19 protein-coding genes are annotated in these 19,273 nt (G+C 29.1%); 4 read left to right on the forward strand and 15 right to left on the reverse strand.

Annotated elements, in window-relative coordinates; genetic code table 11:
- Positions 1-4: 4 nt before the first annotated feature.
- The 5 genes from J418_RS0102020 to J418_RS0102040 form a co-directional block, all read right to left on the reverse strand.
- Positions 5-811 (reverse strand): cyanophycinase, encoded by an 807-nt coding sequence (locus J418_RS0102020; RefSeq protein WP_017894698.1) that lies wholly within the window; start codon positions 809-811, stop codon positions 5-7.
- Between the two features lie 136 nt (positions 812-947).
- The gene (locus J418_RS0102025) at positions 948-2,507 is read right to left on the reverse strand and encodes a DUF3794 and LysM peptidoglycan-binding domain-containing protein (protein WP_017894699.1); all 1,560 of its coding nucleotides are present in this window, start codon (positions 2,505-2,507) and stop codon (positions 948-950) included.
- A gap of 402 nt (positions 2,508-2,909) precedes the next feature.
- Positions 2,910-3,146 (reverse strand): Veg family protein, encoded by a 237-nt coding sequence (locus J418_RS0102030; RefSeq protein ID WP_017751744.1) that lies wholly within the window; start codon positions 3,144-3,146, stop codon positions 2,910-2,912.
- A 204-nt stretch (positions 3,147-3,350) separates the two neighbouring features.
- On the reverse strand, positions 3,351-4,235 hold the full coding sequence (gene yabG, locus J418_RS0102035; RefSeq protein ID WP_017894700.1) for a sporulation peptidase YabG: 885 nt from the start codon (positions 4,233-4,235) through the stop codon (positions 3,351-3,353).
- 126 nt (positions 4,236-4,361) lie between these two features.
- On the reverse strand, positions 4,362-5,369 hold the full coding sequence (locus tag J418_RS0102040) for a CotS family spore coat protein (protein WP_017751742.1): 1,008 nt from the start codon (positions 5,367-5,369) through the stop codon (positions 4,362-4,364).
- A gap of 114 nt (positions 5,370-5,483) precedes the next feature.
- Between J418_RS0102040 and J418_RS0102045 the strand changes: the two genes are divergently transcribed.
- A complete protein-coding gene (locus J418_RS0102045) occupies positions 5,484-6,611 on the forward strand; it encodes a glycosyltransferase family 4 protein (RefSeq protein ID WP_017751741.1) in 1,128 nt (375 codons plus the stop codon).
- A gap of 61 nt (positions 6,612-6,672) precedes the next feature.
- Here J418_RS0102045 and J418_RS0102050 read toward each other — a convergent pair whose 3' ends face one another.
- From J418_RS0102050 to J418_RS0102065, 4 genes are read right to left on the reverse strand one after another with little or no spacing between them, the layout of a single operon-like run.
- Complete coding sequence (locus J418_RS0102050) at positions 6,673-7,701, reverse strand: CotS family spore coat protein (protein WP_017751740.1); 1,029 nt, start codon at positions 7,699-7,701, stop codon at positions 6,673-6,675.
- Positions 7,702-7,743: 42 nt separating this feature from the next.
- A complete protein-coding gene (locus J418_RS0102055; RefSeq protein WP_017894701.1) occupies positions 7,744-8,493 on the reverse strand; it encodes a hypothetical protein in 750 nt (249 codons plus the stop codon).
- Between the two features lie 39 nt (positions 8,494-8,532).
- Positions 8,533-8,727, reverse strand: coding sequence for a hypothetical protein (locus J418_RS0102060; protein WP_017751738.1), 195 nt, complete (start codon positions 8,725-8,727; stop codon positions 8,533-8,535).
- Positions 8,728-8,749: 22 nt separating this feature from the next.
- Positions 8,750-9,757, reverse strand: a complete 1,008-nt coding sequence (locus tag J418_RS0102065; RefSeq protein WP_017751737.1) for a CotS family spore coat protein — start codon at positions 9,755-9,757, stop codon at positions 8,750-8,752.
- 175 nt (positions 9,758-9,932) lie between these two features.
- Here J418_RS0102065 and J418_RS0102070 point away from each other — a divergent pair, with 175 nt between their 5' ends.
- A complete protein-coding gene (locus J418_RS0102070; protein ID WP_017751736.1) occupies positions 9,933-11,054 on the forward strand; it encodes a glycosyltransferase family 4 protein in 1,122 nt (373 codons plus the stop codon).
- Positions 11,055-11,201: 147 nt separating this feature from the next.
- Here the strand turns inward: J418_RS0102070 and J418_RS0102075 are convergent, their stop codons facing one another.
- The 5 genes from J418_RS0102075 to J418_RS0102095 all read right to left on the reverse strand — a co-directional run bounded on the left by J418_RS0102075 (position 11,202) and on the right by J418_RS0102095 (position 17,094).
- Positions 11,202-12,476 (reverse strand): ABC transporter substrate-binding protein, encoded by a 1,275-nt coding sequence (locus J418_RS0102075; protein ID WP_017751735.1) that lies wholly within the window; start codon positions 12,474-12,476, stop codon positions 11,202-11,204.
- 112 nt (positions 12,477-12,588) lie between these two features.
- The gene (locus J418_RS0102080; RefSeq protein ID WP_017894702.1) at positions 12,589-13,980 is read right to left on the reverse strand and encodes a radical SAM protein; all 1,392 of its coding nucleotides are present in this window, start codon (positions 13,978-13,980) and stop codon (positions 12,589-12,591) included.
- A 406-nt stretch (positions 13,981-14,386) separates the two neighbouring features.
- Positions 14,387-15,136, reverse strand: a complete 750-nt coding sequence (gene larB, locus J418_RS0102085) for a nickel pincer cofactor biosynthesis protein LarB (protein WP_017751733.1) — start codon at positions 15,134-15,136, stop codon at positions 14,387-14,389.
- 47 nt (positions 15,137-15,183) lie between these two features.
- On the reverse strand, positions 15,184-16,392 hold the full coding sequence (gene larC / locus J418_RS0102090) for a nickel pincer cofactor biosynthesis protein LarC (protein WP_017751732.1): 1,209 nt from the start codon (positions 16,390-16,392) through the stop codon (positions 15,184-15,186).
- 21 nt (positions 16,393-16,413) lie between these two features.
- Positions 16,414-17,094 (reverse strand): FadR/GntR family transcriptional regulator, encoded by a 681-nt coding sequence (locus J418_RS0102095; RefSeq protein ID WP_017751731.1) that lies wholly within the window; start codon positions 17,092-17,094, stop codon positions 16,414-16,416.
- Between the two features lie 173 nt (positions 17,095-17,267).
- On the opposite strand from J418_RS0102095, the gene J418_RS0102100 reads away from it, so the two are divergent.
- A complete protein-coding gene (locus tag J418_RS0102100; protein WP_017751730.1) occupies positions 17,268-17,879 on the forward strand; it encodes a DNA-3-methyladenine glycosylase in 612 nt (203 codons plus the stop codon).
- A gap of 12 nt (positions 17,880-17,891) precedes the next feature.
- Positions 17,892-18,137, forward strand: coding sequence for a GIY-YIG nuclease family protein (locus J418_RS0102105; protein WP_017751729.1), 246 nt, complete (start codon positions 17,892-17,894; stop codon positions 18,135-18,137).
- Between the two features lie 35 nt (positions 18,138-18,172).
- Here J418_RS0102105 and J418_RS0102110 read toward each other — a convergent pair whose 3' ends face one another.
- The gene (locus J418_RS0102110; protein ID WP_017751728.1) at positions 18,173-19,240 is read right to left on the reverse strand and encodes a mannose-1-phosphate guanylyltransferase; all 1,068 of its coding nucleotides are present in this window, start codon (positions 19,238-19,240) and stop codon (positions 18,173-18,175) included.
- Positions 19,241-19,273: the final 33 nt, after the last annotated feature.

Genomic DNA, 19,273 nt, shown 5'->3' on the forward strand with positions numbered 1-19,273 from the left:
CCTCCTAATCGCTGTACGGTAATTTATTTAATATATTGAACTTATTTCCGTTTTTAAGCACATGTAATTTCACGTCAAATATTGATAATATTTCTTCTGGATGTTGCTCTGAAACATTACTACTGCTTATATGAGAACCATCTATTATATATACGGCTCCAGATCCTATAACATTAACTTCACCATCATTTTTAACTACAATGGCAGTATCCTCATCTATTCCTATGCCTAAACTCTCTGGATTTTCTGCAATCCCTACAAGAAGTCTCCCTATTCTTCCTCTTTGAGCAAAATGCTGGTCTATTATAACCCCTTTTATAAGTCCAAGTCCCGGTGCCATCTTCAAGGTACACTTTTTAGGTGATTCATCATCCGGGCCTGTAACTATCATAGTTTCACTCATTACAGATGCTCCTGCTGAAGTTCCAACAAATATGCATCCGTTTTTATACAGCTCATGAATTTTCAAATAAAGTGGTGTGCCTCCAATAAGACTTGTTATTCTAAGTTGATCTCCTCCTGTAAAAAAAACTAAAGACGCATCTTTAATTTTTTCAATATTATCATTGTCATAAGCATTTTTTCTATTTTCTATATTCAATATTCTTATATTTTTTATTCCTAAATTTCTAAATATATTGTTGTATTCATTGCCAAGCTCTTCGGGAATTTCAGAAGCTATCGTTGCTATAACCAATATGTCTTTTTCCTTATTTAGTTTACTGCATATTTCTTTTAATATGCTTTTATCACCTTTTTTATCCTCTGCTCCCCCTATTATTATCAGGTTTCCCTCTAATTTTTCTTCCAAAATGACGCACCCTTTCCTATAGATATGTTATATTTTAACCATATTTAAAATAATTATACCCATAAGAAAAAACTCCAGTTTTAAATTAAAATACTGAAGTTTACGTTTTGATTAAATCACTTGTATATTCTATTTTTTAACTTATAATGGCTCTGCCTGGTATAAGAAGTTTATCACCTATCTTTATGGATTCTGGATCTTCAATATTATTTAATTTAACTAGGTCTTCTACAGTAGTATAATATCTCTTTGAGATTTTCCACAAAGTATCTTCATTTTGAACAACATATATGGTAAGACTTGAATTCTTTTGAGGAACTTCTCCATCTGCAGTATCTACATCTATCAAAAACTCCTTATGAGTGATATAATTAACCATTGCATAAATTTGTACTACTGCCTTTATAGATATAGTATTAACTTCCACTTCAGCATCTATACTCTCAAGAGAGGCCTTTGCTATACACTGCATATCTATTTTGCTTCCTGGTATATCAACAGAAAAGTTAAAGGGTATTTCCTCGTTAGCTTTTTTTATATAGCCAGTTGAAATACTATATAATGCTTTTATATTTAATATACCTTCTACTACTACTTTATCTTCTACTATTTTTTTATCTGTAATACATACATCACCATGGCACATAAATATTTTGTCCAGTGTTTGACCGTCTTCTATTGATATGTTGGACTTAATCATATTATCAGAAGTGTTCTGTCCATGTATAACATTTAAAGCATAGTCATTTTTATCTATTTTCATAGGTGAATGAGGCGAATATGCATCTTCAATTATATCCATGTCTTCCTTATACATAACCTTAGTATTTGAATTAACCAGCACCTCTATCTGTGCTATTCTATCCTCACCTAAATCATCTTCCCTAATACTATATTCTATTCCATCTACATTGAAATCTGTAAAGCTGTCCATAGAAGATGTTACTCCTTTTAACTCCAATTCCTTATTTACGAGTACATCATCTTCTATAACTGCAATCTCCTTAGTTTCTTTTCCTCTATATAGCATTTTAATGAGAACATAAGCTTCTACCTGTACCATATCTTCAAGTATAGTTATATCCTTTTTATGAACAGTTGCATCAATCTTCAATATATTTCCTATCTGTGGTTTGTCAGATGGTATTTGAAGTTCTGTCTTAGCTATTAGACTTCCCGGAACTGTTCCGAGTATCTTGTCTAAAGTAGCAGGATTTTTCAGCATCTGTATATCATCATCTGATCCAGCTATGTCTTTGATAACTTCAAAATCATAATTTTTATATACTTCTGACTTTAATTTTATAATTCCTTCGATTTCAACTTTTCTCTCATTTACCATGGTACAATCTATATGTTCAATATAGCAGTCAGCATCACAAAGCATCGTATGTTCAGCTCCATCTATTTCTACATAGTTTGAAAACTCTCCCGTATAATTTGTACTATATACGCCTGTATCATTATCTTCCTTTGCCAAATAAATTATATTGTAATCTATTTTACCTTCTAGAAATACCTTATCCTGCATTACTTCCTTATTTGTTATAGTTGGATTTGCATCTAAAACTAAAACACTTAAAACATCAGGATGAGTATCAGGTATAACATACTCTGCTTTTATAACAGTATCACAAAAATTTTCGGCAAGAAGTTGTTCACATTCTATATTTTCTCTAATTAAATCTATACTCATGTTAATTAACCCTCCTCATAAAACCTACTAGTTTATTTATATAGTCAAACCACAAAAAATATTCCACTAAATTGTTAATAAAATTTATTTGTATATAAATATTGATTATGAGTTAGGAATTGTATTATAATAAATATATAATTAGACAAATATTGCCCCATCTAAAATAGATGGAGCATAATCAAAGAGATTTGTTATAAACTTCATTATTCATGAACTATTGTACTATAAATGTACCTTAATTTATGAATACATTCTAGCTATTTCATTTCTCAATTGCAAATGAAGTATGATTAGACAACTCACTTGTTTGTATTCTTATAATATATATTTAATTGTAATGTATTCATTTTATTATTTGAAATAAAATATTCGATGAGATTAAGAATTTTACTATAAGTTTTATGCTGAAAATACCAATTGAACTGTCTTAGTTAAAATGTCTGAATAGCTATAGGAAACTTTTCGTCTAATGTTACTGTCTAGTCTAATTACAAATATGCTGGGATAAGCTTTTTCAATTATCCCTTCATTTACAAAAACTTTTCTTCTGCCACCGTTTGCCTTTAAGGTAACTTTATCACCTACGTGGTCCTCGATATTTCTTCTTATAGAAGCCAAAACATTTGGTCTTGCCATATTAAACACCTTCTCTCCACAATTTTATTATATACCCGTATGGGTATTATGTCAAGTGAAACTTTATATTGTAATGTAAATAATTTATTTTGTCAATATTATATTTTTGTAAACAAAGCTTATATAGCCTAATTTAACTGATTATTTATTAAAATTTCTTTAATTGACTCATATAAGCAATATTATTTACAAATTCCACACTTTTTATGCGTATGGTGATTTTGGAAATCCTTCCCTATATTTTCCTCTAGTTTGAAGACCTCCTATTCCATTTGTCCTAGTTATAGTATTTTCCAATGCCTCCTGAATAGATACTACTTTTTCTATATTGGTATAAGCTATTTTCTCACATAAAAATACTGGATCCAAACAGTGAATTAACACTCTACTTGGGGAACTTGCAAAATTTGCCCCTGAATCAAGTATGCTTTCATAACACGATTGGCAAGCTCCTGCAAATATTACTAAATCATCATAATTTGGTTCATAGTTTCTAAGTTTTGAAACTGACTCTACAAAATATTTTGAGTTTTTATAATTGTTTAAATCTGTATAATCTGAAGTATCTTTAGATATGGCATCATGTCCAGTAATAACTACTATATCAGGCTTTATATTTTTTACAAGCTCAACTATCTTTTTAGGCTGCTCTGCCTCTGATATGTTTTCACCAACTACATCAAGCATCAATTGCTTATATACCTTAAGACATACATCCAAATAGTCCTTATCACCATCTACATGAAGTATTTTACCTGGTCTGCCAAATGCAAGTTCATTTTTAGATTTACTATCAGCAAATTTTCGCATTTTATATTCACTCTCGGCACATCCCCCTCTAAAACCATCCCTGTGTGTCAAAATAGTTTTAATTGAATTATTAACTTTTTTGTTAAATATCTTTTCACCGTCCGTTAAAGACTTTTCAGGAACTATCTCCAAATCACTTTCTTTAGCATCTGCAATTATTCTAATATTTCTTCCTTTTAATTTATATAAAACTCCTTCTTTTGTATTTTCTATATCTATTATTTTAAAAGTTATATCTCGTCCATAAGATTTTCTTACAACAGAATCACCAATTTTCATATTTTCATCCCCGCACAAGTAGTCATAATAATATATAGTATGTATATAGGTTATTTTCGTGAATATAAAAAGTTAAACCCCATTTAGCTATTTCCTTAACTAAACAGGGTTTTTAGGAAATTTTATTTATACTTCTTTTAAATTATAATATTCTTTGAATTCATCAATAAAATTCACATATTTCTCACGTTCTAAAATTAATTGTTCTAGTTTATTGCTAAAAGTATTAAGAGGCCAATTTACTTCATTATAATAATACCTGTTAGAAAGTCTCCAAACACGCTGGGGAAATAGTAAAAATGCAAAAAGCACCGCGTATTCCTCCTCTTTAAGTTGACTCACCTCATTGTAAGAATCCAATATAAGTTTTGCATAGTCCATACTCCAATTTACTCTTTTCAAAACCTTAATCATAAAGGTAAAAATATCATACACTCTTATCTCTCTTTTACAATAATCAAAATCTATAACATTCACATTATTATCATTGTCTATTATAATATTGTGAAATGTATAATCATGATGACAGAAGCTCATCTCTTCTTCTGTAACAGCACACAATTCATTGTACTTGGAATTCTGAAGTACCTTTATAGCTCTCTTTCCAAAGTCCTTATAAAACTCTACATTTTTAATGTAATTCATATCAAACTTACCTTTGTTGTTCTTCTTTCTACTCATATCTCTCATCTTGTCAAAAGATCTAACTCTCTTTTCCATAAGATGATGCCATCTTCCTAGATCTGTTTTCAATTTACTATTTTCCGGTGGCTCGTACCCCTTGGAACATTCATGTAGATTAGCAAGACATCTTGCTGCATTTTTAATGTCCAAGTCATCTTTAAAATCACATTCTCTACCTGGTATCCATTCAGATAAAGTATATATGTCCTCATTAACTAGTGCATATGGATTACCATTTGTATTAAGTGAATATTTGTCCACCCTTGGGAATCCATTATTTATAAGATGCTCTTTTGCCCCGTATACAAATAAAAGTTTTTGAGTACCATAATTTATTTTTTTCAAACATTTTAAACCCTTGTCGGTTTTTAAGAGGTACACTCCTCTATTAGGTTTTATACTCTCAATCTTAATGCCAAATTGTCTCTCTATTTCAAATTCTCGCATCATGTTTAATCACCTCTGTATATTTATATGAATATATCTGTTAATTTAGAATGACATTAACACTTTTGTCCATATTTTAATATAATGAAATATACTAAGTTTATGGGGAATTTTATCATGAGAATAGGAATTGATGGACGTGCTGCCAAATGGTACAGGGGTACTGGTATAGGAACATATACCTACCAGTTAATAAATTGCTTGAATAAAATAGACAGAATAAATGATTATACTCTTTTTATGCCTGAAATCTGCAGAAAAGAGATGAATCTTGGAAAGAATTTTATACTGAATAATATTCAAAGCAATAATGAAAATAATTTTTGGGATGAGGTAAATACTCCAAATATTTTAAAAAATGGGCGAATACAGCTTTATCACATTCCCCAAAATGGAGTTGGCCTCCCTGCTATAAAAAATTGTAAATTTGTTATAACACTCCATGATGTCATTCCTTACAAAATGCCTGAAACTGTGAGTGATAGATATTTAAAATTATTTTCAGAATATATCCCCAAAATAGTACCAATGTGTGATGGCATAATCACAGTATCAAATTTTTCTAAATTAGATATAGTAAAAGCTTTTAATTTTCCTGAAGAGAAAATATATGTAACTTCACTTGCCAGTGAAGACATATATAAACCTCTCAATAAATATATAAGTAAATATATAGCTAAGAAATATTATGATATAAAAGATGATTTTATACTTTATGTAGGCGGTTTTAGTCCTAGAAAAAACATAATAGGCATTATAAAAAGTTTCAGTAAATTTATTTCTTCATATAAAAAACCAATAAACCTTGTTATAGCAGGTAATCGTGGAAAATCATATAGTATATATAAGCAATGTGCTGAAAAACTGCACATACAGGATAAAGTATTATTTCCTGGCTTTATATCAATTAACCACTTGCCTTATATATACAATGCAGCCAAACTATTTGTATATCCTTCTCTTTATGAGGGGTTCGGACTGCCTACTGTAGAAGCTATGGCCTGTGGTATTCCTGTAATAACGTCTAATATAACATCAATACCTGAAGTAGTAGATAACAGTGCATTATTAATAGATCCTAAGGATACCGATTCTCTGTGTGAAAGCATGCTGAATGTGCTTTCCAATCAAGCCCTTTATAATAATTTGGTAAAGTCAGGATTAAAAAGGGCTGCTCAATTCAGTTGGGAAAAAACTGCTAAAGATACAATAAGAGTTTATAATAAAATTATAAATGAAAAATAATTATAAAAAATTGTGTACTTTATACTTTAAAGCACACAATTTTTTTACACTTTTTCACAAATCATTTTTTACTACAGATATTCCGGTTAAAGTTTTCTAAAAATTCCTTCCTATCTTCTTTATATCCAGATTTTTTCTTCATTCTGTCTAAAAATACATTTTCATCCCATTCTTTTCGTTTAGTATAATAATCTCTAGATATAGTATAGAAATCATGAGGAAAGTTCAACATGGCATTTAGTACTTTTAATTCTCTCTCACTCAAAGTATTTGTAATACAATAATTATCAATTATTAATTTTGCCTTATCTATGTCAAATGCAAAATTTTTTATTACCTTATTTATAAAGTTACATAAATCATATACCTTTATATCAATAACTGCATAATCAAAATCTATAAAATAAGCTTCTCCATTGTTTATTAATATATTATGATAAGCCAGATCATTGTGACATATGACTACTTTGTCATCCTCACTGCAGAGCTTATAATAACCTGCCTTATCCAGCATATCTATGCTATCTTTTATCTCATCTATATAATAATCTGCATTTTGTACAAATATTTCATCAAACTCTGTTTTCTTTTCATGAATTGCTACAATATTTTTAAAGAATTCCATTTCTTGAATTCTTCTCTTAAAAGTATTGAGCAAATTTCCATTGGTATATTTGCTCTTTAAATCAGTTTTAAAGCCTTCAGATGCTTCATGTAATTGTCCTAATGCCTTTGATGCTATGGATAGCTCTACAGGGTTGTTAAAATTACATTCTGTACCATCAACTACATCTATTATACAATACATATTTCCCTTCCATATGGTACATATATCCCCATTATTATTTTTTGAAAAATTAACTACTCTAGGGAATCTATTTCTTATATAAGACAGTAAATCATATATATAATTTAATTCTTCTATAGTATATTCAACTTTTTTTAAAATCTTTTCACCTTTGTTAGTAGAAACCATGTAGACATTTCTAATTGGTACTACATCATGTACTTTTAAATCAAAACTTTTAAAAAGTTCTATACAGAGATCATATTGAATAAGATACTTTTTATCACTATATCTATATGCCACTCCAAGTTCCTCCAATTAGTATTGATATCAAAATATTAAAGATTAATTATATTTATTTATAATCTTTTTTATCTCATGAATATGTTTTTCTTTATCCTGTTCTTTCACATCTTCTCTATACCGATTACAGCATTTCATAAATTCATAGGGATATTCAACCATAGACAATATAAACTTCAAACTCTCTTTATCTAAATTTTCAACTCTACAGAATTCAGCAGCAATATTTTTAGTATTTATATTTAGTTTCTTTTTATTTAATTTTTTAATAAAATAAACGGCATCCATTTCAAGCATATTGTAGCAACATCCATCTAAATTTATTATCTTTATATTCTCTTCCTGCCTTAAATTATTAAAGTAAACATTTTTAAGACATATTTCGAATCTGTTAGAACTTCTCTTTAAAAGATCTATATAATTATTTTTATATATTTCTTTTATACATATTTCAGCTCTTTCAAGATAATGCCTTCCTACTTCTGCAACTATTTTCTCAAATTCATTACTGCTGCTTGTTTTTGTGATTTTCTCCAAATCTCTCTTTAGCCACTTTATATATATTTTATATTGCTCTACTATTCTGCCTGCATTGTTTGTAAGCCTTTTATTCATATGCTCTTTATATCCCAATATCCTACTATGAAATTCGCCTATAGCTTTAAGCTGAGCACTTATTTTTAACATATTTATATCTTTGCCTTTTACTTCAAATTTAAAATTATTTACCTTAATTATTCCTTTAGTTGCAAGGTATTTATAGAAACATGAATCAAGATCAAAATAATACACTAAAAAATCACCTCACCTCATTACCTCCTTTTAAACCAATCAATGATGATGTTTATCCATTTTCTTTAATATTTTTCTTCTTTTCCTCTCAAGTTCGGAAATTTCCTTTTTTCTTCTTTTTATCTTATCCATTTGTTTCACTGTTTTCTTTAAACTATTAACTTTGTTATCATAATATTCTAAATCATTATTTTCATCTTCTTTTCTATCTTTATATCTCCTTTTATGGGACATTTTATTATCTCCTTTCAATATTTTAACTATATTTTCTTATTCTAAAATCATCTATAAAATTCTGCTTTTCTTCTTCATCATCGTATATCTTTTTTAATTTCTTTATAAATACATCTTCAGTCCATCTATGCTTCTCCCAATAATACTGTATTCCTAACTGCCAATAGTCCTGGGGGAACTCCATAAACCCTGCCATAATTGAAATATCATCTTTCATAACTCTATTTATAGAATCATATGCATCCAATATAAAAAGTGCAATATTCATATTCCATTTTCCATGTTTCATTATTCTTAAAAGTAAACTTGATAAATCATGAAGATGAGTATCTAATATACAATAGTCAAAATCTATTACATTTACATTACCATCACCTGTTATAAGTACATTGTGATTGGCATAATCATGATGACAAAATCCATTTTTTACAATTTCAATTTTCATTTTTTCAAGGTAATTACTTTCCGATAGATTTTTCTTAGAAGATTTGCAAAATTCAATTTCCTCGTCCATTTTGTCAAGATACATAACATCAAATTTTGTTTTTTTATCCTTTTTTAAAATTCTTCCCTTAAAATCCAATATTTCATTTTCCCGTGTATTAAAAGTCTCTATCCATTTAAACCATCCAATCCTGGGATTCATATCTTCTGTCAGCTTAAATCCCAAGCTTTTATTATGAAGTTCTGCAAGTTTAGATGCAGCCAATAAAACATCCAAAGAATTATCATAATCTGCTACTCTAGAATCAACCCATGGAGTTAAATATGCAAATTTATCTTCAAGCTGTATATATTCTTGCCCACATTGAGTGTTTAATATCTCAGGTGTATTTTTAAAATCATTTTTTTTCAAATATTTTATAGCAGAAATAATAAATAAAAAATGACCAAAATCATAATTTATTACTTTTAGGCAAAAATTATTATAATCGTTGCTAATTTTATATACATTTTTTATTTTTTGAATATATTCAATATGGAGATTATAATTATTTTCTACAAGCTCTTTGACTTTTAAAATATCCAAGCTCTTACCCCCAAAATTACTATATTTGTAGTATATGAATAAGCATTTATGTATGTGATAAATCTTATAATTCACCTTTTTAAACAAGTAGTAATAATATATAAAAGACTCCTTTATCGGATAAAGCCCCGCTAAATCGATTTTTGGATTTAGCGTACTATGGAGGTGAAAGTTAATGAAAATTGCCATTGATGCAAGAGGAATCAACTGGTATAAAGGTACCGGGATAGGAACTTATACAGATAGAATATTAAATTATATGATAAAAAATCATAATGAAAACTTTTATCATATATATTGGTCAGGGAAAAGATATGATAATTTTAACAAAAAAAATACCAATATAATAATGGCATCTAAGAAACAACATAGATTTTTTGAACAGTATTATTTCCCCCAAAATATAAAAAATGAATCTATAGACATATATCATGTACCTCAAAATGGTATAGGTATATCAGAAAATATTACTTGTAAAAAAGTTATAACTATTCATGACTTAATACCTTATATATTACCTGAAACAGTTGGGAGAGGCTACCTTATAAAATTTTTAAAAGAGATGCCTAGAATTATAAATATGGCCGATGGAATAATAACCGTATCTCAGTGTTCAAAAAAAGATATATTGAAATATTTTCCTATAGATGAAAACAAAATATTTGTTACTCCTTTGGCTGCAGATAAAAAATACAAGCCACTTGACAGAAAAGTATGTATGAATAAAATAAATATCAAATATAACATAAGTAAGCCTTTTGTACTGTATATAGGTGGTTTTAGCCCAAGAAAAAATGTCTCCTTATTAATTAAAGCTTTTTCTAAAGCATACAAAAATTTAGATATTGAGCATGATTTGGTTATCATAGGTGCAGATAAAGACGATCTTGGAAAACTAAAAACTCTTTCTCATAATTTTAATGTTGAAAATAACGTCAAATTTACTGGTTTTGTTCCAAATGAAATGCTGCCAATATTTTATAATGCAGCAGACTTGTTTGTATATCCTTCTTTATACGAAGGATTTGGCCTTCCCCCACTTGAAGCTATGAGTTGCGGTACTCCTGTAATTACATCTGATGTATCATCAATTCCGGAAGTTACGGGGGATAGTGCTATATTAATTAATCCAGAAGATGAAGAATCCTTGATATATTCTATTGAGGCAATTTTAAATGATAAGGCTATAAGAAAAAGCTTAAGTTTAAAATCCTTGGAGCATTCTAAACTGTTTTCCTGGGAAAAGACTTCTGAAAAAACTATAGAAGTATATAATAAAATATTAAATTCACAATAAAAATAAAAATAAAACCTTTTAACTAGTATTCCGATCCTAGTTGAAAGATTTTATTTATATGTTCAAAAATCCCTATGATTAAATTCCCCTTATATATTATATAATATATTTGATTGCTTGTAAACGTTTATTAAACATTTTTTGATTTTATTTTAAACTTTTTTCCAGTGACTTTCCTATAATAGCTATTAATGTTTTGGTATCTTTCGTTTTTAAATTATCTGAACTTAAAACACTATTTATTTTATTTTTTACCATTGGAAAATTCTTTGTATATTCTACATTATAGGCACTTTGTTGAGAAATAGCAAACATTTTCCATACATTACTATTAAAATAATCTACAGTTTTATCCATGTATTTAAATGAATATGCAGTTTTATATACAGGAAATCTTCCAGTATTGTTTAATAGGTCTAGTTGAAGTTTATCATCTGTCAATGCAAACTTTATAAATGCCAAAGCCAATTGAGAATTTTGAGAACTTTTATTTACTATAACATTCATTCCATTAGTAGATACACTGGTATTGCCACCTGATTCAAAAGCTGGCAACTGCATAATTCCCCATACCCCTTTCACTTTTGGTATATCCTTCATAAGTTTATAAACAGAATATGGGATTCCGATAAAGGTGAGCGTTTTACCTGACTCTGCACTTTCCAGCATCTCTCTCTCTGAACCAAAATTTAAAACAATATTTTCCGTATACATCTCTTTTTCCAAATCAAATATCCTTGACCACTTCTCGGATTCCAAATCCAATTTTTTATTATTAAAATAACTAGTATCAAGTTGATTGGCAAAGAGCAAATTCAAATTATTATTTTCATAATTTCCCATAAATGTTTTTCCTGTGTCCTTAGACAATTTCTTGCCTACTTCTATATAGTCTTTCCATGTCTTTATGTCATTTGTATCTATTCCCTTACTATCAAATAAATCTTTTCTATATACTATAAGTTTGGGAGTTGCATCCCAAGGCATTGAATAAATTTTACCATCTATGCTATTATCATTGATTCTATTATAAACTATGTTGTTTTTATAACTCGAAACCAAGTTAGTCAAATTTAAAATATCATCTTTATATTTATCTACAATATACTGTAAATTTTCATTATCAACACTTATTATATCCTTTTTATAATCTTCATTTTTTAAAAATCTTTCAAAATTACTTTGTATATTGTTACTAACTATTATGTTTATATTTACTTTGTTTTGAACTTTTTTAAATTCCTCCGCTGCATATTTAAACTGAAGTTCATGATTTTTGTCAGTTACTATATTTATATCCCCTTTATAAACTTCCTGCTTCTTATAGGAATCCTGCTTTTTACATGATACTACCATGCTTAAAATCACAACCATTAATATAATTATGATTAACTTTGTGCATCTATTGTTATCCACAAACATCCTATACTCCCTTCCTTACCCAAATACAACAGATCTATCTTTGATAATATTATATCATAAAGTATATATTTATCTGATAAAAAAAGCTGAAGATTAAATCTTCAGCTTGGCTTTAGCCTTTTGACATTTCAAAATTTCCTTTTTCACCAAATTCCTCTTTCCATGCTTTTTCAGCATAAGGTCTGAATTCAGCTGATAAATCATCCAACTTTTTCTGGAATTCTGGATCTTCAATCATCATTCTAGCACCTTCATCTGTAGGCTTTGCCCCTGTTCTCTTTACAATATCTCTAACTTGTTTTGTGTTATCAATCATCATGCAAGGCATAAGCAAATTACGGTTATAAGGTTGTCTATCTCTTAATAATTTAAAGAATTCTGATCCAAATACATCCAATAACTTTTTGCCTTTTACATTATCTACAGCAAAATGCGCAAATATGCATGGCTCTAAATCTTCTTTTGAATTAATATGGCAATAATATTTTCCTGCAATACATCCTCCTACATAAGGAGCATCATTGAAGAAGTCAAGAGTAAAGTAAGGTTTTGTAGTTCTTAAAGTTCTTACTCTTTCTCCAAGATGTAATCTCTGTTCTGGAGTAAGCATCAAACTTGTATCTGGCTCTTTTCCTACAGGCATGAAAAGAAAATACCAGCTCATTCTTGCTCCTTTTTCTATAAGCATGTCAATAAATTTATCTGAAGTTACTGTATCTATGTTGTGTCTACCTGTAGCAGAAGATACTCCAAATAGAATTCCACGTTCCTTTAATAGATCCATTGCGTGCATAACCTTTTGGAATACACCTTTTCCTCTTCTTTCATCTGTTTCTTTTTCAAATCCTTCAAGAGAAAACATTGGTATAACATTACCAAGTTTTTGCAATCTATCTGCTACTTCCTCAGTGAAAAGTGTTGAATTTGAGAATGGTGTGAACATACAATCATTGTATTTCTCATATAAATCCAACATGTAGTCATTTATAAAAGGCTCTCCTCCAAGTATTACAAAGTAATAAACTCCAAGGTCCCTTGCTTCTCCTATAATTCTATCCAATTCTTCTAGTGGAATGTCATCTTTTTTGCTATAACTAGATGCATAACAACCAGTGCATCTTAAATTACATCTCATAGATGGACTTATAAGAATTGTAAAAGGTACTTTTGTTCCTGTTTTTTCAAATAAAGCCTCTCTCTTTGGTATTCCATACCAAGCTGCATTTGCAAAAAAATTAACAAAAAACTTGTCTAAGCAATTTTTGTTAGTTTTCGAAACTATGTCTACTACCAATTTGTGTATAGCTGGATTTTCATTGTATAATTGCTGAACTTTATCAATTTGTGACATACTAATTTTAGATTTTGATTTTCCAACTGTCTTTTTTATTATTGCGAATAACTTATCAAGGCTTTTTTCTGGGTCTTTGCCGTTTAGTATCTCTAAACCAGCTTTTACCAATGTATCTTTGGCTTTTCTTTCTAATATTCCTGCTACCTTCATTGCCATTCCCTCCCGATAAAATAATAATTAAGAAATGATTTCTCGTGTCAATATATTACATATTTCTTATAACTACTTATACATTATAACCTCTACCATTTTAATGTTCAATTAGATAATGTCATAGATATCATACGATATTTATAGAGACTTAAAGACTTATTAGATAGTTTTTAAGAATTTAATCATAAATCATTCAGAATAAGTATATTTAAAATATTTTGCCATTAATGACTATTGAATAGCAAACTATTATATATGATAACGATATAAATATTTTTTTATCATTATATAGATTATTCATTATAGTCAGAAAAATAGGTTGTATTTTTTTATAAATTTTTTATTATATATTAAATTATAAGAGCGAAATTAAAAAAATATATAAATTTTTTCCATTGGTCTTCTAATGTAATCTGTTTATTATACTTGCCAGATATGCGGCTCCAAATCCATTATCTATATTTACTACACTTACACCACTGGCACAGCTGTTTAACATTGATAAAAGAGCTGAAAGTCCATTAAAATTAGCTCCATATCCAATGCTGGTTGGAACAGCTATAACTGGTTTATTTACTAAACCTCCTACGACACTTGCCAGTGCACCCTCCATGCCAGCTATAACTATCACTACCTTAGCACCTCTTATTAATTCCAACTTACTAAATAACCTATGGATTCCTGCTACTCCTACATCATATATTCTTTCTACTTTCTCCCCAAATATTTCAGCTGTTAGTGCTGCTTCTTCAGAAACTGGAATATCTGATGTTCCTGCAGTTACTACAGCTATATATGTTTTAGACATTTCTATTTTTTTGTTCTTTATTGTTATAATTCTAGCCTGTTCATTATACTTGGCTTTAGGACATATTTTTTTTACAGCTTCGTATTGTTCTTTAGTTGCTCTTGTCCCAAGTATGTTATCTTTATTATCCATCATAGCTTCTACTATACCCTTTACTTGAGCTACAGTTTTACCTGCACAGTAAATAACTTCTGGATATCCAACTCTCATTTCTCTACTATTGTCAATTTTTGCATAACCAAGATCTTTAAATGGTAAATCTTTTAATCTTTCAACTGCATCTTCCACACTCATAGAACCTTGTTTTACTTTTTCAAATAGTTTTTTTATATTTTCCGAATTCAATGTATCACCCTACTCCACAATATTATGCAAATCAATATTTAATTATACTAATCAAGTTTTGATATAAGTACTGATTTTTTAATTTCCAATATACTAACATCGTTTTCACATGCCAGCCTCTTACAATCCTCATATTCTGGCTTAGTTCTTATTTTTTTGCCTTTATAGTAACAATTCTTTACTGTAACTTCTCCATACTTAGTTTTTACCCTTTCAAAATCCCTTTTGAGCATATCTCGATTCACCATATATTTTCTAACTCCCAATGTAGTAGTATTTATAAAAATAGCATCCCTAATATCATCCTCATGTTCACTTTTATATAAAACACTTATTTTTACTGCCGGTCTTTCCTTCTTCATCATTATTGGTGCAAAATATACGTCCAATGCTCCCTTGTCCAACAAAAGATCCATAACATGTTCGTAATCTTCTGGACTCATGTCATCTATATTACATTCCATTACTTTTACTTGATCTGTATCAGTGTAAATATCCTGTTGTTTAGATTCTCCTATGAATACTCTGAGAATATTTGGTACATCAGGATTATCTCTCATGCCTATTCCATAGCCTATTTTATTTATTTTGAAATCTTTAACATCAGTAAAATCAGATGTTAAATAAGTCAAAATAGCTGCACCTGTTGGAGTTGTGGCCTCAAATGGTATTTTAGCTTTTACTGGAATATTCTTTAATATTTCTGCTGTTGCAGGTGCTGGCACTGGCATAATACCATGTGCACACTTTACAAACCCATAACCTACTTCCACTTTAGATGCCATAACTTTATCTATATTCAGATAGTCAAAACATATTGCTGCACCCACAATATCAATTATTGAGTCAACTGCACCTACTTCATGAAAGTGCACCTCTTGTATTGGCTTATTATGAACTTTTGATTCAGCCTCAGCTACCTTTTTAAAAATTTCAAGACTCATTTTTTTCACTTTTGGACTTAATTCACTAGAATTTATAATATTTTTAATATCGGATAAGTTTCTGTGATGGTGATAATGTTGATGTTGAACCGAATCATGAACATGATGAATTTCCTCTGATATGATGATATCTACTTTTGTTCCTGAAATACCATTTTTAGTATCTTGTTTTATAATTATATTATATTCATTAATTTTTAATTTTGCAAGTTCTGATATAAGGTGATTTTTATCTACTCCAATATCTATCATGGCTCCTAAGTTCATATCTCCACTTATTCCGGAAAAACAATCATAATAAAGTATTTTCATAAGTTCACTACTCCCTAATTTTTAATTTTTATCGTTCAATAATTTTTGGTTAAATTTAATTAATTCCAATGTTAACTTCTCCGCCATATCAGGATCTTGTTTTTCAATTGCATCAAACAAATCGTCATGAAGATAATCTTGTTCGGCTCCAAATTCTGAAATATCTAAAGAATTATTTATATTATCACGTATATACTGATATACATATTTATAAATATCAAATAACACTGTATTATGTGTTGAGCGTGCCACTGCAATATGAAATTCCACATCTTTTTCCAAATTCTCCTGTGAATTGTCTGTACAATTATTCCTGTCTTGTAAATGTATTTTAAGCACTTTAAGATCCTTATTTGTACGTCTTATAGCCGCCAATCTAACTACCTCTTTTTCAATGGCAAATCTAGCTTCCAATACGTCCAGTATATCTGATTTTTTTAAACGATTTAACATAGCAGCCTCAAATCGGTTTGACATCCTAACATATGTACCATCACCCTGCTTAGCTTCTAATACTTCAGCATTTATTAAAGATTGAACAGCTTCTCTTATGGTATTTCGGCTCACCCCAAATTGTTTTACCAGCTCTGGTTCAGAAGGTATTTTTGCCCCTACGGCCCAATTGCCCTCAAGTATAAGTTGTTCCATTTGATTTAATATTTGTTTTGACAATGACACTCTAACGGGTTTATTAAGATGCATTTTATAACCTCCAAATGTACTACATCCAAACATATGATGTTTGGTTAATATAATTATATCAATTAAATACTATAAAATAAAGCATATAAATCCAATATATTAAATTTGACAAATTATTATAAACTTATATAATCTATTATTAAAACACACTATATAATAGGAAGGTAAATTATATGAAAAAACTTACAAGAGATTTTTATAACAGAGACACTTTAATAGTTGCAAAAGATCTTTTAGGTAAAATACTGGTACACAATATAAACGGTAAATCACTTTCAGGAAAAATAGTAGAAGTGGAGGCATACAAGGGAATCTCAGATAAAGCTGCCCACTCTTACAATGGAAGAAGAACTAAAAGGACTGAAGTCATGTATGGTATTTCAGGAATTTCTTATGTATTCATGATATATGGAATATATAATTGTTTTAATATAACAACAGAAAAAGAGGGTATTCCAACAGCCATACTTGTAAGAGCATTAGAACCTGTAGACAATCTAGATGAATTATCTTTTAATAGATTTAATAAACACTACATTGAGCTTTCAAAATACCAACGAAAAAATATCACTAATGGCCCTGGGAAACTATGTCAGGCTCTTTTAATAGATAGGAAACAGAACGGTGAAGATCTATGTAATAATGAATTATATATATTAGATAGCAATTTACATAATTTTAAAATACAATCTTCAAAAAGAATAGGAATCGACTATGCAGAAGAAGCAGCTGACTATTTATGGAGATTCTATATAAAAGATAATATCTATGTATCTAAAATATAAGGAGATTTTATAATGTACTATGTTTATATATTAAAATGTCATGACAATACTTTATATACCGGTTATACCGGCAATATCCAAAAAAGATTGAAGATTCATAATAATGGTAAGGGTGCAAAGTACACAAGATCACGGCTACCCGTGGAACTGATGTACTTTGAAAAATATGATTCCAAAAATGATGCCCTGAAGCGAGAATATCAAATAAAGCAATTATCCCGATATCAAAAATTAGAATTAATCAATACCATACAGTGATTTTAGTACACTGTATGGTATTTTAATTTATATACTTACAAATATCTCTTAAGATTATTCTTGTTTTTCAAAATATCAACCAAGTACTTTACTTCTTGATCTTTGCTCTTGTCCATAACTAATAGTACATCTTTAGAATCTATAATTATTAAATTTTTAACTCCAAATGCTACTATAAGCTTTTCCCCTCCAAAAACTGTACAATTCTCACTTGATTCTACAAATGTATTCCCGCTTAAGTTATTTCCCTTATATTTCTTTAAATATCTTCCTAGTGCAGTAAACGTACCTATGTCATCCCATAAGAACTCACATTTAACTACATAAGCCTTTCTTGTTTTCTGCATTATTCCAAAATCTACAGAAATACCACTAATTATACTATAGTGTTCCTTTATAGTATATACTTCTTTTTCTGTCCCTAAATCTTGATATATAGCAAGCATACTTTTATACATCTTGGGAAGATATTTTTGCATTTCTCTTAGAAATACATCTGCCCTCCATACAAACATTCCACTGTTCCAAAGATAATTTCCCTTAAGTATCAAATCCTTGGCAACTTCCAAATTGGGTTTTTCCAAAAATCTTTCTACCTTAAAACTAGCTATACAGGTATTTATAAGTTCACCCATTTCTATATATCCATATCCTGTTTCAGGCCTTGTTGGTTTAACTCCTATAGTTACAAGTGCCCTTTTTTTCTCTGCAATCTCAACTGCCTGATTTATAGTACTCAAAAATAATTCTCTATCCCCTATATAATGATCTGATGGCAAAATTATCATAGTGGCAGATGGATCCTTTTTTAATAGTTTTACTGCTGAAAATCCAATACATGTAGCCGTTTCCTTGTTCTCCGGTTCCGAAAATATATTTTCCTTATCTATATCAGGAAGTTCTTCTTGAACTTTATCTATATATTCCTCATTAGTAATAACATATATATTTTTTTTATCTACTAGAGGAGATATTCTATCCACTGTACCTCTTAAAAAACTTTTATTATTTATAACTTTTAAAAACTGCTTAGGATTCTTTGCTCTCGAAAGAGGATAGAGTCTTGTACCCTTTCCACCAGCTAGAATTAATGCATATAACAAGTAATTTCCTCCTTGTATAATGTGGTTATAACA

The sequence above is a fragment of the Clostridium tyrobutyricum DSM 2637 = ATCC 25755 = JCM 11008 genome (genome assembly GCF_000359585.1).
Classification (GTDB): Bacteria; Bacillota; Clostridia; order Clostridiales; family Clostridiaceae; genus Clostridium_B; species Clostridium_B tyrobutyricum.

What these genes read in the sequence shown, in the direction of transcription:
- J418_RS0102025 (WP_017894699.1), bottom strand. Translation starts at nt 2,507, where the DNA reads ATGAGTATAGATTTAATTAGAGAAAATATAGAATGTGAACAACTTCTT.
- J418_RS0102030 (WP_017751744.1), bottom strand. Translation starts at nt 3,146, where the DNA reads ATGGCAAGACCAAATGTTTTGGCTTCTATAAGAAGAAATATCGAGGAC.
- yabG (WP_017894700.1), bottom strand. Translation starts at nt 4,235, where the DNA reads ATGAAAATTGGTGATTCTGTTGTAAGAAAATCTTATGGACGAGATATA.
- J418_RS0102040 (WP_017751742.1), bottom strand. Translation starts at nt 5,369, where the DNA reads ATGATGCGAGAATTTGAAATAGAGAGACAATTTGGCATTAAGATTGAG.
- J418_RS0102045 (WP_017751741.1), top strand. Translation starts at nt 5,484, where the DNA reads ATGAGAATAGGAATTGATGGACGTGCTGCCAAATGGTACAGGGGTACT.
- J418_RS0102060 (WP_017751738.1), bottom strand. Translation starts at nt 8,727, where the DNA reads ATGTCCCATAAAAGGAGATATAAAGATAGAAAAGAAGATGAAAATAAT.
- J418_RS0102070 (WP_017751736.1), top strand. Translation starts at nt 9,933, where the DNA reads ATGAAAATTGCCATTGATGCAAGAGGAATCAACTGGTATAAAGGTACC.
- J418_RS0102075 (WP_017751735.1), bottom strand. Translation starts at nt 12,476, where the DNA reads ATGTTTGTGGATAACAATAGATGCACAAAGTTAATCATAATTATATTA.
- J418_RS0102080 (WP_017894702.1), bottom strand. Translation starts at nt 13,980, where the DNA reads ATGAAGGTAGCAGGAATATTAGAAAGAAAAGCCAAAGATACATTGGTA.
- larC (WP_017751732.1), bottom strand. Translation starts at nt 16,392, where the DNA reads ATGAAAATACTTTATTATGATTGTTTTTCCGGAATAAGTGGAGATATG.
- J418_RS0102095 (WP_017751731.1), bottom strand. Translation starts at nt 17,094, where the DNA reads ATGCATCTTAATAAACCCGTTAGAGTGTCATTGTCAAAACAAATATTA.
- J418_RS0102100 (WP_017751730.1), top strand. Translation starts at nt 17,268, where the DNA reads ATGAAAAAACTTACAAGAGATTTTTATAACAGAGACACTTTAATAGTT.
- J418_RS0102105 (WP_017751729.1), top strand. Translation starts at nt 17,892, where the DNA reads ATGTACTATGTTTATATATTAAAATGTCATGACAATACTTTATATACC.